Here is a 16,711-nt window from a genome sequence, read left to right as displayed (position 1 = left end):
GTCGTTCTCTCCCTACCGAACCGTCTGGGCGGCCGCGCCGCCGACCTGCGATGGATCCTGCCCGAGCGAGGTCGTCCGCATCGTCGAGCGCTGGGCCTTGAGGCTCTCGGGGAGCTCCGCGAAGGTGTAGTCGAAGATGTCGTCGACCTCGGGGGCCGGGATCTCCTCGGCCGTCTTCACGACCTCCTGGACGATGGCCTTGGCCCGCGCCTCGAGGGCCTCCTGCTTGTCCTCGTCCCACAGACCCTTGGCCTCGAGGTACTTGCGGAGGCGGATGAGCGGGTCCTTGGCCTTCCAGGCGTCGAGCTCGTCCTCGTCGCGGTAGCGGCTGGCGTCGTCGGCCGTGGTGTGGTCGGCCAGGCGGTAGGTCACCGCCTCGATGAACGAGGGGCCGTCGCCCTCGCGGGCCCGCTCGATGGCGTCGCGGGTGGCCTTGTACATCGCGAACACGTCGTTGCCGTCGACCTGGATGGTCGGCATGCCGTAGCCCAGCGCCTTCTGGGCGAAGGTCTCGCTGGCGGTCTGGCGGTCGCGGGGCACGCTGATGGCCCACTGGTTGTTCTGGCAGATGAAGACACAGGGCACCTGCAATGCGCCGGCGAAGTTGGCGGCCTCGTGGAAGTCGCCCTCGCTCGTCGCGCCATCACCGAAGTAGGTCAGCACCACGCCGTCGTCGCCGCGGATCTTGTTGGCCCACGCGATGCCCACGGCGTGCAGCATGTGCGTGCCGATGGGCACGCTGAGCGGCAGCATCTTGAGGCCATCGGGGATCTGGCTGCCCCGCTCGTCCCCCATCCAGTACACCAGCACGTAGTGCATGGGCAGCCCGTGCATGAAGAGCGCCGCGTTCTCGCGATAGGCGGGCACCAGCCAGTCCACGCCCTTGCGGGCGGCGTGGCCCGAGCCGATGGCCGCGGCCTCCTGGCCCTTGTTCTGCGGGAAGGTGCCCATGCGGCCCGACCGCTGCAGCCGGAAGGCCACCTCGTCGTACCGCCGGCAGACCGTCATGTGCTCGTACATCTGCTGGACCTCCTCGTCGCCGAGCAGGTCCTTGGCGAGGCGGGCGTCCAGCTTCCCGTTCTCGTCCATCAGCTGCAGATAGTCGATCTGCGTCTTGTAGGCGACCTTCTTGGGCATCCGGGTCGTCTCCTGTGCGGCCGACCGCGGGGCGGCGTGGCCGGTCTCCGATCGGGTCCATCCGGGTGCCGCACGATAGCCCCGGCGGCGGACTGGGGCGGCCCTCACGCAAGCGCCGGGGCGATCCGCGGCGCGTCGGATCGTGCTGGAACGTCGCGGCCTAGCCGGCCGCCCCCGCGTGCGCGTGGTCCCCATGATAGGAGCCCGCCGCATCACCCGGGAATTGCTTGATGGCCGACTGGTCCACGGTGCGGCCCTGCCCGAGTTGTTCGGTTGGCGAGGACTCGGGGATGATGAAGTCACCCGTGGGCAGCGTCGCGTTGTACGCCAGCGCGGCGTCGGCGGCCTTGAACATCGAGTCGTCCGCATTCTCGTACAGGGCGCGGAAGTTCTCGTGGATCCACAGCTCGGCCAGATCGAAGAAGTGCGCCGCGGCGGCCTTGTCGCGCTCCAGCTCGGGGCCGCTGCGGCCCGAACGGACGTCGCGGTCCAGCTTGCTGAGTGTGCACGCGTAGGCGTGCAGGTAGATGGCGTTGAGCGCCAGGCGGCTCTGCGGAACCTGGCGGCTGACCAGCTCGGCGTCGTAGCGCTTGCTGGTGATCTTGAACTGGTGGCTATGCTCGCGGATGAGCCGTGCCAGCCGGTCGGCGTCGTTCTTGAGCGAGGCATGCACCTTGCCGATGCTCGGCGCCGGCGGGCGAATGCCCAGGAACACCTGGGCGCCCAGTGGCACGGCCTTGGCCAGGATCTTGGGCTTGAGCAGGTTGGGCACGATGCGGCCCAGATTCTGCCCGAGGCTCTCGTCCTTGTCCCAATCTACCAGCAGCTTGATGCTCAGCATGCTCTCGCCGAGCTGCTTGCCGCCGTAGCCGAACACGAACGACCACATCAGGTCGTTGGAGCCCTCGACGATGATGTTGATGCGGCTATCGCGGAAGATCCGCTCGATCTCGTTCTCGGTCATGTAGCTCTCGCCGCCCATGATCTGGACCGCGTCGTTGACCGCCCGCCAGCCCATCTCCGAGCAGAAGACCTTGCAGATCGCCGTCTCGACCATGATGTCCTCATCGTGGCGATCCAGCATGCCCGTGGTCATGTAGAGCACCGCGTCCATCGCGTAGGTGAGCGCGGACATGTGCGCGATCCGCTGCTTGACGAGGTCCTTGTCCGCCAGCGCCGCGTTGAACTGGTGCCGCGTGTTGCTCCAGCGGATGGCCTGGTCCATTGCGCGGCGGGCGCCGCCCAGCATGCCGGCGCTTAGCGTGCAGCGGCCGTAGTTGAGGCAGGTCAGGGCGACGTTGAGGCCCCGGCCCTCCTTGTGCAGCAGGTTGGCCTTGGGCACCCGGACGTTGTTGAACCGGATGCGGGCCTGCCACGTGCCGCGGATGCCGCACTTGCTGCGGTTCTTCTGGTAGATTTCCACGCCCTCCATGTCGGGCGTGCACACCAGCGCGGTGACCTTCTCCTTGCCGCCCTCCATCTTCTGCTTGCTCATCACCGTGAACATGCCGCTGATGGCCCCGGACGTGGCCCACTTCTTCTCGCCGTTGAGGATGTAGTGCTCGCCGTCCTCGCTCAGCTCGCAGCGGGTCTCCTGGCCGCCCGCATCGCAGCCGACGTTGGGCTCGCTCAGGCAGAAGGCGCTGAGCCAGTCCTTGGCGAGCTTCGGCAGCCATCGGCCCTTCTGCTCGTCGGTGCCGAAGAGCATGACCGCCTTGCACCCGATGCTCTGGTGGGCGCTCACGAGCACCGCGGTCGAGCCGCAGTACTTGCCGATGGTCTCGAGCACGCGGTTGTAGCTGGTGATGCCCATGCCCAGCCCGCCGTGCTCCTCGGGGATGGTCATGCCCAGCACGCCCATCGAGAACAGGCGATCGATCACCCAGCGGGGGATCTCCTGCTCCTGGTCGATCTGGATCGACGGGTGCTCGGTCTTGAGGTACTGCTCGAGCTCGCCCACCAGCTTCTCGCACTTGGTCTTCTCGTCGGCCGTCTGCTCCGGGTAGGGGAACATCAGGTCGTTGCGGCTGCGGCCCCAGAAGAGGTTCTTGACGTAGCCCATCGAATCGGGCTCGGGGCCGAGCAACTCCTCGGCCTCCTGCAGCAGCCGCTTGTCCTCCTCCGAGACGCCCTTCATCTGCTTGAGATCGGCCATGGTGATCCTCCGTTGAATCCGGGTGGGTGCTGTGGGCAGCCGCCCGTGCATGAGTTCCTTGGCGGCCTACTTCGACCTGGCGAAGAAGGCCGCGATCGCTTGAACACCGGCGGGCTCGTGACGCAGCCGGACGAGGTGGTCCCGCTCGCAGGACAGCGCCGCGGCCCAGCCGTCGCGGAGCCCGACCTCGACGGCGTCGACGATGGCCCTCGCCGGACCGGAATCGCCGAGTTCGCCGCGCGCGGAATCGAGGGCCTCGGCCGCAGATGCGGGATCCCGCCCGATCCAGCGGGAGGGTGCGCCGTCGCGGTGCGGCGGGGCGCCGCGGCCCCGCACCCAGTCGGCCGCCAGAGCGCGGACGCCCGCGGCATCGGAGCCGATGAGATCGAACATGCCCGCGTCGACGGCCTCGGGGTAGGGCAGGGGTGTGCCGGCGGCCGTCGCCGCGATCGCCCGCGCGGGATCGATGCGGGCGGGCAACAGGTTGGTGCCACCCCAGCCCGGGCAGATGGCAAGGCCGGCCTCGGGCAGCCCGATCGGGTAGGGCTTGGCGCCCGGCGCACCGATCAGCGCGTCGCAGTGCATCGCGAGCTCCAGCCCGCCCCCCAGCGCCGCGCCGTGGATCGCCGCCGCCGTCCACACCGGCACCTCGTGCAGCCGCGCGAACACCGACGCTCCGAACTGCAGGTATTCGTGCAGCGCGGCGTCATCGAGATCCCGGACGGCCTTCAGGTCCGCGCCGGCGACGAAGACACGCTCGCTGGCCGAGGCCAGCACCAGTCCGGCTACGCCGTCGAAGTCCAGGCCATCGAGCGTGGCCGCCAGCCGCTCGAGCAGCGGGCGGTCGAGGACGACGACGGGCGCCTCCTGCTCGAGCGCCACGACCAGCACGGGCTCGCCCCGCTCATCGCGGTGGACCGGCAGGGTCTGCGTCGTCGGTGCGGCCATGAACACCCCTGGGCTGCAAGAAGAGCGAATCCGCGGCGTGACACCATTCGGTGACCACGCCGTGGCGGACTACGAACACCCGCCGAGCCTGCCCTCGGGCAGTTTATGCGTGCGGTGGTACGAAAACCGCTCCGGACGGGGGTTGACCCAGTCCGGAGCGGGGATTCGCCCGGATTCGCGGCGGACCCGCCGCGGGAGTGGCTCAGCCCTCGCGGGGGGGCTGGATCTCGAGCAGCCGCTGGACCACCGTTTCGACCTTGTCGGACTTCAGGCCGGCGGCCCGCACGATGCCGTCGCGATCCACGACCACGTAGTACGGCCACCACTGCACGCCGTAGGCCTTCTTGGTCTTGTCCTCAAGGTCTGCGGCCATCGCGAACTGGCCGTCGTGCGCCTCCGCGGTCTCCATCATCGTGTCGCTGCCGCGGGTGTTGCAGACGCCGACAACGCGGACGCCCTTGCTCTGGTACTTCTTGGCCATGGCGGTGGTCTTGGGCATCGCCTTGCGGCACGGCGGGCACCAGGTGCCCCAGAAATCGACGACGACGATCTCGCCCCGCATGGACTTGATCGTGCCACCCTGCATGGCGCTGTTGTGGCTCTGCCAGGGGCCAACGGCGAAATCGGGCGCCGCCTTGCCGACCTGCTCCTGGATCTTCTTCCACTGCGCGTCGCCGCGCTCGTCATTGCCCACGTAGGTCATGTCCCGCGAGAAGACCCCGTCGAACTTCGCCTGCCCGTCCTGCTGCGCCCCGCTCGCCGGGCTGGTGCCCATGCCCACGGACAGCGCCACCCCGGACGCGAGCACGGCGACGGCGACCGACGCGGCGATCGAACTCGACCTGCAGATGCACCTCATGGCGACTCTCCTTTGGCTTCTCTTCTTTTCTGGGCCGACGCGGCTTCTTGGCCGTCGGCCCGTGTGTTCCGGCTCATGATGCCGCGATTCCCCGAACCGCGTGCGGGCCTCCGACTGTATCGCGATCGGCCGCCGGGCGTCCCTGCTCCGTTCGGGACACCGAATCTACCATCGCCCATGGCCGCTGAGGCTCGCCAGCTCGTTCGCGTCACGGAGGTCGGGCCCCGCGATGGGCTCCAGAACGAGCCCGAACGCGTCCCGACGGAGGCCAAGGCCCGGCTGATCCGCGCCCTCCTGGCCGCCCGGCCCGACGCGATCGAGGCCACGAGCTTCGTCAGCCCGCGGTGGATTCCGCAGCTGGGCGACGCCTCCGACTTGCTGGCGATGCTCGCCGGCGGCATGCCCGAGGACGTCTCCGTGAGCGCCCTGGTGCCCAACGAAAAGGGCCTCGATCGGCTGCTGGAGGCCAACGCGATCGCCGCTGCGGGCAGCGGCGGCCGTCCCGTCATCGACACGGTCGCCCTCTTCACTGCCGCCAGCGAGACCTTCAGCCAGAAGAACACCAACGCATCGATCGCCGAGTCCATCGATCGCATGCGGCCCGTCGCCCGGCGGGCCCACGACGCGGGCCTGCGGATCCGCGGGTACATCAGCTGCGCCTTTGCGTGCCCCTTCGAGGGCGTCATCGACGTGGACGCGGTGCTCGGGGTCGCGCAGAGGCTCGCCGACGATCTCGCCGTCGATGAGCTGTCCGTCGCCGACACCATCGGCCACGCGACGCCCGACGACGTCGCCCGCCGCGTCGAGCGGGTGCTCGCCGCCACGCCCGCGAATCTGCACGCGGGGCTCAACCTGCACCTGCACGACACGTTCGGCCGCGCCGCCGACTGCGTCATCGCGGCGCTGGGAGCTGGGGTGCGGTCCTTCGATGCGTCGATCGCCGGACTCGGCGGGTGTCCGTACGCCTCGACGCCCGAGTCGCGTGCGCCGGGCAACATAGCCACCGAAACACTCGTTGCCGCCATCGAGCACGTGGGATACGCGACACGCATCGACCGCGCCGCGCTCTCCGTGGCCCACGCCGTTGCCGACCGGATGCTGGCCGAAGCGCGGGCCGGGGCCACCCCGTGATCCGGCTCGACCGCGACAACGGCGTGGTCCGGATCGTGCTCGATCGACCCGAGCGGCGCAACGCGCTCACGCCAGACGGGCTGCGCGAACTGGCCAAGCGGATCGGCGACCTCGAACGGGACGGCGATCGTGCCATGCTGCTGGCCGGCGAGGGCCGGGCATTCTGCGCGGGCTTCGATCTCGACGCGTGCGTTGGGCCCCACGGCGACGCAAACCTGGCCTCGCTGCTGGCGAACCTGTCGGCAATCGTGGCCGCCCTGCGAGCGCTGCCCATCCCGGTCGTGGCCGCGGTGCAGGGCGCCGCGATCGCGGGTGGATGCGCGCTGCTGGGCGGGGCCGACGTCGTGGTTGCCTCGCCCGACGCGAAGCTGGGTTACCCGGTCACCCGGCTGGGCATCTCGCCCGCCGTCACTGCGCCGTTCCTGGCCTCGATCGGCTGGGGGCCGGCCCGTGCACGCCTGCTGGATCCGGGGCTGATCGACGGACGTCGCGCGCACGACGTTGGCCTCGTGCACGAACTCGCCGATGACCCGGCCGCCCGGGCGATGGAGATCGCGGGCAGCCTCGCCGCCAAGCCGCCCCACGCGCTGCGCGAAACCAAGCGCTGGATGAATGAGTTGATGCCCGCCAACGCCGCCGCGGGCCTCGCCGCGTCGCTCGCGCTCGTGGGCTCGGACGAATCGCACCAGATGCTCGGCGCCGCCCTGGCCCGGTAGCCCACTCGGAGGACGCATGCCCGAACTGGCAACGCTCGAACGCGAAGGACCGACCGCGACGCTCACCATGCGGCGGCCCGATGCACGCAACGCGCTGTCGCTGCCGCTGCTCGACGCCATTCACGACCGGCTCGACGAGTTCGAGGCCGAGCAGTCCGGGCCGCACGTGCTCGTGTTCACGGGAGAGGGCCGGGCGTTCTGCGCCGGCATGGACCTCAAGAGCGTGCTGGGCGATCCCGATGCGCCGCCGCGGCTGCTGGGCCGCATCGCCGAGCTCACGGTTCGGCTCCGCCGCCTGTCGGCCGTAGTCGTCGCCCGCGTGAACGGCGCGGCGATCGGCGGTGGGTGCGGCCTCGCGTGCGCGTGCGACCTCGTCGCCTCCCACGCCGACGCCAAGCTGGGCTTCCCCGAGGTCGACCTGGGCGTGTGCCCGGCGGTCGTCGCCCCGGTGCTCGCCCGAAAGGTCGGCCACGGGCCGGCCCGGGCCATCCTGCTCCGCGGCGGGCTCATGAGCGGGGAGGCCGCCCGCGACGCCGGCATCGTCGATGCGCTCGCGGCCGACAGAGACGCGCTCGATGCCTGCGTCGCGGAAGTCGTTGATCGGCTGGCCTCGGGTGGGCCCAATGCGCTCGCGGCGACGAAGCGGCTGCTGGCCGAACTCGACGGGTCGGCCGACCCCGAGCTCGCGCAGCGGGCCGCCGACCTGAGCGCCTCGGTGCTCGCTTCGCCCGACGCCCGCGACCGGCTGGCCGCCGCGTTCCAGAAGGCCTAGCGGGTCGGTGGCCCGGGTCTCCTTCGTCGTGCCGGCGTACAACGAGGAGCTGCTGCTCCCCCGCACGCTCGCAGCGCTTCGCGATGCGTCGGCGGTGCTCGGTGGCGCGGGCCACGACGCGGAGATCATCGTCGCCGACGATGCCTCCGAGGATCGCACGGCCGAGATCGCCGAAGCCTCCGGCGCCACCGTCGTGCGGGTGCGCAATCGCCAGATCGCCGCAACCCGCAACGCCGGCGCGGCGCGCGCCACGGGAGACATCTTGGTCTTCGTCGATGCGGACAGCATCGTGCCGCCGGACGCCGCCGTCGCCGCGGTTGGAGCGCTCGAGGCCGGCTACGCCTACGGCGCGTGCCCGATCCGATTCGACGGCCGGGTCTCGCGCACCGTGCGGGTGCTGCTCTGGCTGATGATGCTCGGCTACCGCGTGCTGGGCCTCTCCTCGGGCGCGTTCTTATTCTGCACGCGGGAGGCCTTCGACGCCGCGGGTGGCTTCGACGAACGCTACTACGCCGCCGAGGAGACCATCCTCGCCCGACGCCTCCGCCGGATTGGGCGCTACGCCTGGATCCGCCATCCGGTCACTACGTCGGCCCGCAAGATCCGGACCTACACGCTGCTGGAGCTCTTCGGCGAGCTGGCCCGCCTGTGCGTCCGGGGGCCCGGGCACGTCCGGAAGCGCGGCGGGCTCGACCTGTGGTACGGCCCGCGTCGCACCGACCCCGATCCGCTCGGCGACGCATGTGGATCGGCCCGCGGCAGGGCCAAAGCCGCCGAGGCCGAGGCTCGCTAGCGGCCCGAGCCCGATCGGGTGGGCCAGCACCGGCTTTCGGGAATCCCTATCCCGGAGATCGGGGATCGCTCCGATCCCGGCACGACACGGCCTGAACGACGGTGCATCGACGCCCGATGCACCATGCATGCACTGGGCCGACGGCGGGCAGGCCACGATGGGCGAGCGGCTAATCCCCGTCGATGCCACGTGCGCCGCACCGCGGCCCGAAATGGGCGAACTCGCCGCCGCGTCGGCCGCCACGCCGTGGGACTTCTTCACCAATTTCGGCCGCTACATGCCGCGGACGCACTGCCTGGTGAACCAGGCGGGCGAGCCCGATTGGCCGTGGATCATCGCGCTCATTGCGCTGACGCTGGGCGTGGTCGCCGCCTACGCGCGGATCTACGTCTTCTGGCTGCGGACGCACCGCAAGCAGGCTCCGCAGGATCGCAACCAGAAGATGTTCCAGCTCGCGCACATCTTCTTCTGGTGCGCCGCCTGCGGCTACGCCTTCAGCATCGTGGCGTTCGCCTGGCCGGCGTACCGGCTCCTCGCCGCCGCGCTGCTGTTGCTGAATCTGTGGTCCTGGCGCTTCGTGCTGACCGACCTGGGCGATTTCGAGCGTTCGCTATGCGCCGAGGCGACCGAGCGGAAGCTGAGCGACGAGCTCGAGCAGCGCAACCGCACGCTCTCGGAGGAAGTCCGCCGCCGCACACTCCAGCTCGACGAGGCGCGGCTGCGGGCCGAGGCCGCCAGCGACGCCAAGGGCCGCTTCCTGGCCACCATGAGCCACGAGATCCGCACGCCCATGTCGGCCATCCTGGGATACGCGGACCTGCTCCGCGACGGCGATGATCCGCGGATGGTCCGCGAGGCGGGCGACGCCATCGGCCGCAGCGCCTCGCGGCTGCTCCACCTCCTCGACGACGTACTCGACGTCTCCAAGATCGATCGGGGCGACCTGATCGTCGAGCGACGGGAGGTGCGGGCACTCCCGGTGCTCGGCGCGGTGCTCGCGCGTCACGCCCGCCACGCCCACGAGAAGGGCCTCACGCTCTCGGCCGAGGTTCGAGGCTCGCTCCCCAAGCGGATCACGACGGACCCCGAGCGGCTCGCACAGCTCGTCGGCAACCTCCTGGACAACGCGGTCAAGTTCACCGACCACGGTGGCGTCACCATCCGCGTGCTAGCCGAGCCCGACCAGCGGCGGCTCCGCATCACCGTCGTCGATACCGGCATCGGCATGGACCCCGAGCAGCGCGACCGCGTGCTCCGATTCGATGCCTTCCACCAGGAGGACTCGTCCGCGACGCGTCGCTTCGGTGGCAGCGGGCTCGGGCTCAGGATCTCCGCGGCGCTGGCCCGCATGCTGGGCGGCGAGCTCATCGTCGAATCCGAGGCCGGCGTCGGCAGCACCTTCGCCTGCACCATCGACATCGGGGACTCTGCTGGCGATGCAACGCCCGCCGAGGAGGCCACTCGCGCACTCAACGAGGCCTGCCTGCAGATCCACCCAAAGCCGGCTAGCGTGGCCGCGATGGACGCACCGCCACCCCAGCCAGAGATTCCGCCCCTCGAGACCGAAGACCACACCAACGCACCGCTGCGGGGCATGCGGGTGCTCGTCGCCGAGGACGGCCGGGACAACCAGCGGCTCGTCGCCCACTTCCTCACGCTGTGCGGAGCCGAGCATCGCATCGTCGACGACGGACGGCAGGCCGTCGACGCCGCGTGCGACGACGCCGAGGCCTTCGATCTCATCCTGATGGACCTCCAGATGCCCGTTCTGGACGGCTACGAGGCGACCCGCGCCATCCGCGCCCGGGGCGTCGCGACGCCCATCCTGGCCGCGTCCGCCTGCGTCATGCCCGAAGAAGAGCAGCGCTGCCGCGAGGCGGGCTTCGATGGCTTCCTGCCCAAGCCCTTCAGCCGTGACGGGCTGGTGGACGCGTGCATCAAGCACGCACACGCCGCCGAGCGATGACGCCTACGCGTCGCTGCGTGAATGCAGCGCTACGCAGTTGCCCTCGCAATCGCTGATGATTGCCCGGTACCCGTGCGGCCCGATCTGGTGAATGTCCTGCTTCACCGCGCCTCCGCCAGCCCGGACTTTCTCGACCGCATCTCGGATCCGTCCGTCGACATTGAGGTAGATCAGCACGCCCGTGTCGGCCACCTCGCCCGTGTTCGGCACGAGGCAGCCGCCGTTGCCCTGGTCGTGGTCGAGCACGGCGAACTCGAAGCCTTCGAAGCTCTCGCGATGCACGCCGATCGCCAGCACGTCGCCGTAGAACACGATCGCACGATCGAGGTCGGCGACGGGAATGTCGAACCAGACGGCTCGGTTGTGCTCGGAGTTGAAGTCGCCCATCGTGCCCGGCCTCACCCAACCGGCTGCTTCGCCGTATCCAGCTTCTTGCGGATCACCGTCTGCAGGATGCCGCCGTTGCGGTAGTACTCGATCTCGATGGGCGTATCGATGCGGCTCTTGCACACGAATTCGGTCACCGTGCCGTCGGGCGCCGTCGCCCGCGCCGGCACGTCGGCGCCGGGCTCCAGCGGGTCGGGCAGCGTGACGTCGAACGTCTCGTCGCCCTTCAGCCCCAGGCTCTCGGCGTTCTGGCCGTCCTTGAAGACCAGCGGCAGCACGCCCATGAACACCAGGTTGCTGCGGTGGATCCGCTCGAAGCTCTCGGCGATCACGGCTCGGACGCCCAGCAGCATCGTGCCCTTGGCCGCCCAGTCGCGGCTCGAGCCCATGCCGTAGTCCTTGCCAGCCAGGACCACCAGCGGCACGCCGGCTGCCTTGTAGTCCATCGCGGCGTCGTAGATGTACTCCACGGGCGCGCTGGCAAGGTCGTCGCCCTTGGTGAAGTTTCGCGTCCAGCCGCCCTCGGGCTGCTGGTCGCCGTCGGCCGCGATGCGGTTCTTGACGCGGACGTTTGCGAACGTGCCCCGCGTCATCACGCGGTCGTTGCCACGGCGGCTGCCGAAGCTGTTGAAGTCCCGCTGCGCGACGCCGCTCTCGATGAGGTACTGGCCCGCGGGCGTCTCGGGCTCGATGCGGCCGGCGGGCGAGATGTGGTCCGTTGTCACGCTATCGCCTAGCAGGGCCAGGCAGCGGGCGCCCTCGATGTCCGCGAAGCCGCGCGCCTCCTCGGTCATGCCCTCGAAGAACGGCGGGTTCTGGATGTAGGTGCTTGTCTCGTCCCAGGGGTACAGCTCGCTCTTGGACACCGGCACGTTGTTCCACGTCTCGTTGCCGGTGAACACGTCGCCGTACCGCCGCTCGAACTGCTCGCGGTCGATGCACGAGGCCACGAGGTCGTTGACCTCCTGCTGCGTGGGCCAGATGTCCTTGAGGTACACGTCCGTGCCGTCCGGCGTCTGCGCCAGCGGCTCGTTGACGATGTCCCGGTCGATGCGCCCCGCGATGGCGTAGGCGACCACCAGCGGCGGGCTGGCCAGGAAGTTGGCCTTGACCTTCGGGTGCACGCGGCCCTCGAAGTTGCGGTTGCCGCTCAGCACGCTGGCGACCGCCAGGTCACCGTCGCCGATGGCCTTCTCGATCTCGGGCGGCAGCGGCCCCGAGTTGCCGATGCACGTCGTGCAGCCGTAGCCCACGGTCTGGAAGCCCAGCGCGTCGAGGTCCTCGGTCAGATCAGCCTTGTCGAAGTACTCGGTGACGACCTTGCTGCCCGGCGCGAGGCTGGTCTTGACCCAGGGCTTGCGGGTCAGGCCGAGCGCCCGGGCCTTGCGGGCCACCAGCCCCGCGGCCACCATCACGTCGGGGTTGCTGGTGTTGGTGCAACTGGTGATGGCGGCGATGACCACGCTGCCGTGATGCAGCTCGCTGGTCATCCCGGGTTCCTCGCCGGGCCGCTGCGTCGTGTGCTCGACCGTCGCGGTCGAATCGGCCTTGGAGGCGTCGACCCCCAGGCCCTTGGGCCCGTTGGGCGCCGTGAGTGCGGTCGTGAAGGCCGAGTGCGCCTCCTTGAGCAGGATGCGGTCCTGCGGCCGCTTGGGGCCCGCCAGCGACGGCTGCACCGTCGAGAGATCCAGCTCTAGAACCGCGGTGAACTCTGGGTCGGGCTGGCCCTCGTTCCACCAGAACATGTTGGCCTTGGCGTAGGCCTCGGCCAGCTCGATCTCCTCCTCGCTTCGGTTGCTCAGGCGCAGGTAGTCGATCGTCTTGTCGTCGATGGGGAAGAAGCCGCAGGTTGCGCCGTACTCCGGTGCCATATTGGCGATCGTCGCCCGGTCCGGCACGCTCAGCTGCGCCATGCCCGGGCCGAAGAACTCCACGAACTTCTCGACCACGCCGAACTCGCGGAGCATCTGCGTGACGGTGAGCACCATGTCGGTCGCGGTGACGCCCTCGGGCAATTCGCCGACGAGCCTGAAGCCGATGACCTCGGGCGTGAGCATGTACACGGGCTGGCCGAGCATGACGGCCTCGGCCTCGATGCCGCCCACGCCCCAGCCCAGCACGCCCAGCGCGTTGATCATCGTCGTGTGGCTGTCGGTGCCGACCAGGCTGTCGGGGTACACCTGCGTCTCGCCATCGACGGTGCGGGTCAGGCAGCCCCGTGCGAGGTACTCGAGGTTGACCTGGTGCACGATGCCCGTCGCGGGCGGCACGCAGCGGAAGTTGGCCAGGCTCTGCTGGCCCCACTTGAGGAACTTGTACCGCTCGTTGTTGCGCTCGAACTCGCGCTGCGCGTTGATCGTCAGCGCAACCCGTGTCGCGAAGTCGTCGACCTGCACCGAGTGATCGATGACCAGGTCGCACTTGACCTCGGGATTGATCTGCTCGGGGTCGCCGCCCAGCCGCTGCATCGCGTCCCGCATCGCCGCCAGATCGACGACGCAGGGCACGCCCGTGAAGTCCTGGAGCACGACTCGGCCCGGCATGAAGGGCATCTCGACGCGATCTACGTTCTTGGCGTTCCAGTTGGCCAGCCCCGCGACGTCGTCCTGCGTCACCGTAAAGCCGTCGACGTTCCGCAGCATGGCCTCGAGCAGCACCCGGATCGAGAAGGGCAGCGCGGCCACGTTGCCGATGCCCTGCTCCTCCAGAGCGGCCAGGGCGGCATAGGCGTACTCGCCCGAGGACGTGGTGAGCGATCGGCGGCTGTTGAAGGCATTCGGCATGGGCTGGGCTCCTGCGCGTCGGTGCGAACTCCACCTCAGTATCCGCGACCCGAGTGCATCATTCCAATTGATGCCAATACACTGTGTAATAGATTGAGACTATTGTTCGGCCAGGGACGCCGCCAGCACCGCCTCGAACGCTACCGCGGCGGGGCTGGGCACACGATCCCGCCGTCGCACAACGGCGAGTTCTCGGGCCAGCGCCCCGTGCTCGCACGCGAGCCCCTCGCCCTCCTCGAGCGCCAAGCTGCTGACGAAGCCGCAACCCACGCCGGCCTGGACCATCCGGCGGATGCCCTGGATCGACCGCAACTCGACGACGACATCCAGCGACACGCCGCGGGAGGCCGCGGCCTCGTCGATGGCAAGCCGCACGCTGCTGCCGGCATCGAAGCCCACGACCGGCTCGCCGGCGAGGGCGTCCCAGCGAAAGGTCGCCCGATCGGCCAGTGGGTGCCCGGGCGGTGCGACCAGCCGCAGCTCGTCTCGACCCGTGGCGACGGTCATGAGCTCGTCGCCCCCCGGTAGCGTGACCGGGGGGGTCACGATGGCCAGGTCCAGGTCGCCCCGCAGCACCGATTCGGCCACGTGGGCGCTGCCCGCCTCGCGGATGTTGACGTGCAGCCTCGGGTGCTCGCGGCGGAACCGCTCGACGACCCGGGGCAGCAGATAGGTCACCGCGGTCGCGCCGCCGCCCACTCGGACGGTGCCCGCCTCGAGCCCCGCCAGCGCCCGCACGGCGCGCACGCCGGCGTCGATGCCCCGCAGCGCGTCGCTCGCGTGCTCCAGGAAGACCCGGCAGGCCTCGGTCGGCTCCAGCCCCCGGCCCGTGCGGCTGAACAGCTCGACGCCGAGTTCCTCCTCGAGGCGGCGCACGGCGGCCGACAGCGTGGGCTGCGCGACGCCCAGCCGCTCGGCGGCGGCGGTCATCGTGTCCGCCTCGGCGATGGCGCTGAGGTACCGCAGCGGGGTGAGCTCCATGGAGGATCGTTGCAGACCCAGCCGGCGGGGTCGCGGCCGATACAGTCCGGCCATGGACGCACGCCTCACGATCACGACCATGCCCTCGCCGGTCGGGGTGCTCACCCTCGGATCGATCGACGCGGGCGGCGGCCCGCGGGTTGCCCTCGTGGAGTACGGCCATCGCGTGCCGGCCGCCATCGAGGGCCTTGGGGCGCTCCATGGTGCCGCGATCGTGGAGGCGGCGACAACCGAGGCCTGTCCCGCGCTCACCCAACTCGCCGAGCAACTTGGGCGGTACTTCGAGGGCTCGCTCCGCGAGTTCGACCTGCCGCTCGTGATCCAGGGCACGCCGTTCCGCGAGGCGGTCTGGCGGGAGCTGCTGCGGATCCCCTACGGCGAGACGACCAGCTACGGCGACATCGCGCGGCGGCTGGGCCGGCCCGGCGCCGCGCGGGCGGTGGGGGCCGCCAACGGCGCGAACCGCATCTCCATCCTCGTGCCCTGCCATCGCGTCGTCGATGCCTCGGGCGGCCTGCATGGGTACGGCGGGGGGCTCGGTCGCAAGCGGTGGCTGCTGGACCACGAATCGACGGCGAATGGCGGGCTGTTCCGCCCGGCTACTGCGGAGGCACACGCATGACGAGCACGCACGGTCGCGCCCGCCGCTTCATTCCCCTGGGCCTCGTGGTGGTCGCCTGCTTCGGGGCGCTGCTCGCGTCGCTGCCGCCTGCCCGCGCTGAGGCCTCCTCCGTCCAAGAGACGCGTGCCCCGTCCGAACCCATCGTCATTGCCCACCGCGGCGCGAGCGGATACCTCCCGGAGCACACGCTGGCCGCCTACGCCCTCGCGTACGCGCAGGGGGCCGACTACATCGAGCCCGACGTCGTGCTGACCCGCGACGGCGTAGCGATCTGCGCCCACGACGTCACGATGGACCGCGTGACCGATGTGGCCTCGGTCTTCCCGGGCCGCGCGAGGGACGACGGCCGCTACTACTGGATCGACTTCACGCTCGAGGAGGTCCGCCGCCTCCGTGTCACGACCGGCGTCGGCGGCGGTGCGGTGCCCACGCTCCAGGAGATGGCGGCGCTCGTGCAGCGGCTCAACGCCACGCTCCGCAAGCACGGCGGCGCCGACGTCGGCATCATGCCCGAGGCCAAGCGGCCGCAGTTCCACCGCGACGAGGGCCGGCCCATCGAGCCCGTTCTTATCCGCACGCTCGCCCGCAGCGGATACGCCGGGCCCGCGACGCCGTGCGTCATCCAGTGCTTCGACCTGGAGAGCCTCCGCCGGATGCGGTACGAGCAGGGCACGGGCCTGCGGCTGGTGTGGCTGGTAGGCGAGCCACCCTCCGCCGCCCAGCTGGGCGACGCCGCCGAGTTCTGCCACGGGCTGGGCCCCAGCCGCCGGCTGGTGGAAGGCGACGATGGTGCCGAGACCGAGCTCCTGCGGAGGGCCCGTGAGCGGGGCCTCGCGATCTACTGCTGGACGTTCAAGGATGAGCCCGAGGCGATGGCCCGCTTCTTCCGCGAGCATCGCGTCGACGGGCTGTTCACCGACTTCCCCGACGCGGGACGCCGCGCCGCCGATGGCTCGCCCTAGAGCCCCGTGTGCGTGCGGATGATCTTGTCGATCTTCGCGGGCACCGGCACGACGCTCAGCCGTGCCTGGCGGAGCAGCTCGAAGCCCTCGAATCGATCGTCCTGCTTCATGTCCGCAAGGGTGAGAGGCGTGGCGGCCTTCTTGGCGGCCTTGACGGCGAAGAGCGGCGCCTTCATCTCGCCCTTGCCGTTGAGGCCCGGATCCTCGGGGTCCTCGTAGGGATCGGTCACGATGGTGCACAGGCCGACGATGGCCTTGTCGTCGCCCGTGTGGTAGAACAACGCGTCATCGCCCTTGCGGACGGCACGCATGTGCATGCGCGCGGCGTTGTTGCGAACGCCCGTCCACTCGGTCCTCTTGTCGCGGGTCATGTCGTCCCAGGAGTAGTCCCCGGGCTCGGTCTTGAGGAGCCACGTCGCCATGCGGAACGCTAGCGCACGAAAAAACGGCCCGCTTGGGCGGGCCGTTTTGGCATGGAAGCGATCTTCTGGGTACCCGC

The 16,711-nt window shown here is 70.1% G+C and carries 15 protein-coding genes; 7 read left to right on the top strand and 8 right to left on the bottom strand.

Features of this window, described 5'->3' with window-relative positions:
• Positions 1-12: 12 nt before the first annotated feature.
• The 4 genes from pdhA to AAFX79_02780 all read right to left on the bottom strand — a co-directional run bounded on the left by pdhA (position 13) and on the right by AAFX79_02780 (position 5,099).
• The gene (pdhA, locus tag AAFX79_02795) at positions 13-1,137 is read right to left on the bottom strand and encodes a pyruvate dehydrogenase (acetyl-transferring) E1 component subunit alpha (protein MEO1007470.1); all 1,125 of its coding nucleotides are present in this window, start codon (positions 1,135-1,137) and stop codon (positions 13-15) included.
• A 160-nt stretch (positions 1,138-1,297) separates the two neighbouring features.
• Positions 1,298-3,292: an acyl-CoA dehydrogenase family protein gene (locus AAFX79_02790; GenBank protein ID MEO1007469.1), complete on the bottom strand. Its 1,995-nt coding sequence runs from the start codon at positions 3,290-3,292 to the stop codon at positions 1,298-1,300.
• A 66-nt stretch (positions 3,293-3,358) separates the two neighbouring features.
• Positions 3,359-4,240 carry an enoyl-CoA hydratase/isomerase family protein gene (locus AAFX79_02785; protein ID MEO1007468.1) on the bottom strand — a complete coding sequence of 294 codons (882 nt, stop codon included), beginning with the start codon at positions 4,238-4,240 and terminating at the stop codon, positions 3,359-3,361.
• A gap of 202 nt (positions 4,241-4,442) precedes the next feature.
• Positions 4,443-5,099, bottom strand: coding sequence for a TlpA disulfide reductase family protein (locus tag AAFX79_02780; protein MEO1007467.1), 657 nt, complete (start codon positions 5,097-5,099; stop codon positions 4,443-4,445).
• Positions 5,100-5,276: 177 nt separating this feature from the next.
• On the opposite strand from AAFX79_02780, the gene AAFX79_02775 reads away from it, so the two are divergent.
• From AAFX79_02775 to AAFX79_02755, 5 genes are all read left to right on the top strand, one after another.
• Positions 5,277-6,230 (top strand): hydroxymethylglutaryl-CoA lyase, encoded by a 954-nt coding sequence (locus tag AAFX79_02775; protein MEO1007466.1) that lies wholly within the window; start codon positions 5,277-5,279, stop codon positions 6,228-6,230.
• A complete protein-coding gene (locus AAFX79_02770) occupies positions 6,227-6,946 on the top strand; it encodes an enoyl-CoA hydratase/isomerase family protein (protein ID MEO1007465.1) in 720 nt (239 codons plus the stop codon). Before AAFX79_02775 ends, AAFX79_02770 begins: the two co-directional genes overlap by 4 nt.
• Positions 6,947-6,962: 16 nt before the next feature.
• A complete protein-coding gene (locus AAFX79_02765) occupies positions 6,963-7,718 on the top strand; it encodes an enoyl-CoA hydratase/isomerase family protein (protein ID MEO1007464.1) in 756 nt (251 codons plus the stop codon).
• Positions 7,719-7,725: 7 nt separating this feature from the next.
• Entirely contained in the window at positions 7,726-8,511 is a 786-nt protein-coding gene (locus AAFX79_02760) for a glycosyltransferase (GenBank protein ID MEO1007463.1), read from the top strand.
• A 127-nt stretch (positions 8,512-8,638) separates the two neighbouring features.
• Entirely contained in the window at positions 8,639-10,477 is a 1,839-nt protein-coding gene (locus AAFX79_02755) for an ATP-binding protein (protein ID MEO1007462.1), read from the top strand.
• Between the two features lie 3 nt (positions 10,478-10,480).
• Here the strand turns inward: AAFX79_02755 and AAFX79_02750 are convergent, their stop codons facing one another.
• The 3 genes from AAFX79_02750 to AAFX79_02740 form a co-directional block, all read right to left on the bottom strand.
• The gene (locus AAFX79_02750) at positions 10,481-10,864 is read right to left on the bottom strand and encodes a VOC family protein (protein ID MEO1007461.1); all 384 of its coding nucleotides are present in this window, start codon (positions 10,862-10,864) and stop codon (positions 10,481-10,483) included.
• 11 nt (positions 10,865-10,875) lie between these two features.
• On the bottom strand, positions 10,876-13,647 hold the full coding sequence (acnA, locus tag AAFX79_02745; protein MEO1007460.1) for an aconitate hydratase AcnA: 2,772 nt from the start codon (positions 13,645-13,647) through the stop codon (positions 10,876-10,878).
• A 99-nt stretch (positions 13,648-13,746) separates the two neighbouring features.
• Complete coding sequence (locus AAFX79_02740) at positions 13,747-14,628, bottom strand: LysR substrate-binding domain-containing protein (GenBank protein MEO1007459.1); 882 nt, start codon at positions 14,626-14,628, stop codon at positions 13,747-13,749.
• Between the two features lie 52 nt (positions 14,629-14,680).
• On the opposite strand from AAFX79_02740, the gene AAFX79_02735 reads away from it, so the two are divergent.
• A complete protein-coding gene (locus tag AAFX79_02735) occupies positions 14,681-15,250 on the top strand; it encodes a methylated-DNA--[protein]-cysteine S-methyltransferase (GenBank protein MEO1007458.1) in 570 nt (189 codons plus the stop codon).
• The gene (locus AAFX79_02730) at positions 15,247-16,212 is read left to right on the top strand and encodes a glycerophosphodiester phosphodiesterase family protein (protein ID MEO1007457.1); all 966 of its coding nucleotides are present in this window, start codon (positions 15,247-15,249) and stop codon (positions 16,210-16,212) included. The genes AAFX79_02735 and AAFX79_02730 overlap by 4 nt, the downstream gene beginning before the upstream one ends.
• Here the strand turns inward: AAFX79_02730 and AAFX79_02725 are convergent.
• A complete protein-coding gene (locus AAFX79_02725; GenBank protein MEO1007456.1) occupies positions 16,209-16,634 on the bottom strand; it encodes an EVE domain-containing protein in 426 nt (141 codons plus the stop codon). The genes AAFX79_02730 and AAFX79_02725 overlap by 4 nt on opposite strands.
• Positions 16,635-16,711: the final 77 nt, after the last annotated feature.

The sequence above is a fragment of the Planctomycetota bacterium genome (assembly GCA_039819165.1).
GTDB lineage: Bacteria > Planctomycetota > Phycisphaerae > Phycisphaerales > UBA1924 > JAHCJI01.
The sequence above is the reverse complement of the archived record's forward strand: the minus strand, read 5'-3'. Positions and strand labels throughout refer to the sequence as shown.